This is a genomic window from Phenylobacterium aquaticum (genome assembly GCF_947378715.1).
GTDB classification, from domain to species: domain Bacteria; phylum Pseudomonadota; class Alphaproteobacteria; order Caulobacterales; family Caulobacteraceae; genus Phenylobacterium; species Phenylobacterium aquaticum_A.
Genome location: NZ_CANCLE010000269.1, coordinates 1 through 3187 on the forward strand (window position 1 = coordinate 1; position 3187 = coordinate 3187).

At 69.1% G+C, this 3187-nt stretch carries 2 protein-coding genes; both read left to right on the forward strand.

Annotated features, from left to right (window positions below; genetic code table 11):
- Positions 1-444: isocitrate lyase/phosphoenolpyruvate mutase family protein (locus Q7P21_RS20335; RefSeq protein WP_304180212.1), on the forward strand; the 444-nt coding region annotated here is incomplete at its 5' end.
- Positions 445-506: 62 nt separating this feature from the next.
- The coding region (gene polA / locus Q7P21_RS20340; RefSeq protein ID WP_304180215.1) for a DNA polymerase I at positions 507-3187 on the forward strand (2681 nt) is incomplete at its 3' end.

A 3187-nucleotide genomic window follows, 5' to 3' on the forward strand; every position in this document is an offset into this window, starting at 1 on the left:
CTTCACGCCCGCAAGATCGAGACCGCCCGCGAGGCGGCCGCGAAGGCCGGGGTCGACCTGTTCATCAACGCCCGCACCGATGTCTATCTGGCCCGGCTGGTCGAACCGGACCAGGCTGAGGCCGAGGCGATCCGCCGGGGCCAGCTCTATGTGCGGGCCGGGGCCAGCGGGATCTTCGTTCCCGTCGCCAAGGACCCGGCCGAGATCGGTCGTCTGGCCGCCGCCATCCCGGCGCCGCTCAACATCATGTCCATGGGTGGGGTCCCGAAGGCCGCCGCGCTTCAGGCGCTGGGGGTCCGCCGGCTGTCCTCCGCCACCGGCCTGTTCCGGGCCGCATTCGGGGCGCTGCAGGCCGCGACCACCGCCTATCTGGCCGATGGCGATCCGGAGGCCCTGGCCGCCGCCGGCACGGGGACGCCGAACTTCAATCTGCGTTTTGCGTAAACATGGACGCGTGGGTTTCGTGAGGGCGTGACCAGGGGGCGCATGCCCCCTATCTTCCTCCCATGACCGAGCCCGCCGCCGACACCCTGCCCGACCTGCCCGCGACCGCCCCCCAGGACGGGGCGGCCACGCGCCTATATCTCATTGATGCGTCAGGGTTTATCTTCCGAGCCTTCCACGCCCTGCCGCCCCTGACCCGCAAGTCCGACGGCCTGCCGATCGGGGCGATCTCGGGCTTCTGCAACATGCTGTGGAAGCTGCTGGTGGAGATGAAGGCCCAGGCCGATTCCCCGACCCACCTGGCCTGCGTCTTCGACCACTCGGAGAAGACCTTCCGGAACGCGCTCTATGACCAGTACAAGGCCCACCGCCCGCCGGCGCCCGAGGACCTGGTCCCACAGTTCCCCCTGGTCCGCGAGGCCGCCCGCGCCTTCGGGGTCCACGCCCTGGAGCTGCCCGGCTATGAAGCCGACGACCTGATCGCGGCCTATGCCTGCAAGGTCCGCGACGCCGGCGGCCACGTCACCATCGTCTCCTCGGACAAGGACCTGATGCAGCTGGTCGGCGACCGGGTCTCCATGCTCGACACCATGAAGAACCTGAAGATCGGCGCGGAACAGGTGTTCGAGAAGTTCGGGGTGACCCCGGACAAGGTGGTCGATGTCCAGGCGCTTTGCGGGGATTCCGTGGACAACGTGCCCGGCGCCCCCGGCATCGGGGTCAAGACCGCCGCGCTCTTGATCAACGAATACGGGGACCTCGACAGCCTGCTGGCCCGGGCCGGCGAGGTGAAGCAGGACAAGCGCCGCCAGACCCTGATCGACTTCGCCGACCAGATCCGGCTGTCGCGCCAGCTGGTGCAGCTGGATTGCGACACCCCCCTGCCCTCGCCGATCGAGGACCTGGCCGTGGCCGCGCCCGACCCGGCGACCCTCGCCGCCTTCCTGGAAGAGATGGAGCTTCGCACCCTGGCGCGGCGGATCGGCAGTTCCGGATCGAGCGCCAGCGGCAATGGCGGATCGGCGGCCTCGTCCGGCCCCGCCCCCAGCGCGCCGGCCCCGGTGGCCCAGAGCGCCATCGACACCACCAAATACGCCTGCGTCCGCACCCTGGAAGACCTCGATGTCTGGATCGCCCGGTGCAGGGCCGCCGGGGTCATCGCCTTCGACACCGAGACGGATTCGCTGTCCTCGGCCAATTCCGGCCTGGTGGGCGTGTCCCTGGCGGTGGCCGCCGGCGAGGCCTGTTACATCCCCCTGGCCCACGAGGGCGAGGGCGGCCTGGCCTTTGACGCCCCGGCCGACCTGACCCAGATCCCGCTCGCCGAGGCCATCGCCCGGCTGAAGCCGATGCTGGAGGATCCGAGCGTCCTCAAGGTCGCCCAGAACGCCAAGTACGACATGGCGGTCTTGTCCCGCTACGGCGTCCAGGTCACGCCGATCGAGGACACCATGCTGATCAGCTATGTGCTGGAGGCGGGGCTGCACAACCACGGCATGGATGAGCTGTCCAAGCTGTTCCTCGACCACCAGCCGATCCCGTTCAAGCAGGTGGCCGGGACCGGCAAGGCCCAGAAGAGCTTCAAGCACGTGGCCCTGGAGCCGGCGACGGCCTATGCCGCCGAGGACGCCGACGTCACCCTGCGGCTCTATCAGGTGCTGCGCCCGCGCCTGGTCCCCGAGGGGCTGATCACCGTCTATGAGACCCTGGAACGGCCCATGCCCGCCGTGCTGGCCGACATGGAATGCGCGGGCATCCGGGTCGATCCCGAACGGCTGCGCCAGCTTTCCAACGACTTCTCGGTGCGCATGGGCGAGCTGGAGCTCGAGGCCCACAAGCTGGCCGGCCGGCCGTTCAACCTGGGTTCGCCCAAGCAGATCGGCGAGGTGCTCTATGGCGAGATGGGGCTCTCCAGCGGCAAGATGACCGCCACCGGCGCGCAGTCCACCGACGCCTCGATGATGGAGGAGCTGGCCGCCCAGGGCCACGCCCTGCCCCGGGTGCTGCTGGACTGGCGCCAGCTCTCCAAGCTGAAGGGCACCTATACCGACGCCCTGGTGGCGGCCAGTTCGGAGCGGACCGGCCGGGTGCACACCTCCTACGCCCTGGCCTCAACCACCACCGGGCGGCTGTCCTCGTCAGACCCCAATCTGCAGAACATCCCGGTGCGCACCGAGGAAGGCCGCAAGATCCGCAAGGCCTTCGTGGCCGAGCCCGGCAAGCTCTTGATCAGCGCAGACTACAGCCAGATCGAGCTGCGCCTGCTGGCCCACATCGGCGACATCCCTCAGCTGAAGAAGGCCTTCCACGACGGCCACGACATCCACGCCTCGACGGCCTCGGAGATGTTCGGCGTGCCGATCGAGGGGATGCCGGCCGAGACGCGGCGCCGCGCCAAGGCGATCAATTTCGGCATCGTCTACGGCATCTCGGCCTTCGGCCTCGCCAACCAGCTGTCGATCCCGCAGGACGAGGCGGCGGCCTATATCCGCACCTATTTCGAACGCTTCCCCGGCATCCGTACATACATGGACCGCACCAAGCAGGCGGCCCGCGCCCAGGGGTTCGTCACCACCATCTTCGGCCGCAAGGTCAATATACCGGCGGTGATGTCGAAGTCCGGCGCCGAGCGCGCCTTCGGCGACCGCGCGGCCATCAACGCCCCGATCCAGGGGGCGGCGGCCGACATCATGCGCCGCGCCATGATCCGCATGCCGGCGGCTTTGGCCGAGGCCGGGCTTGA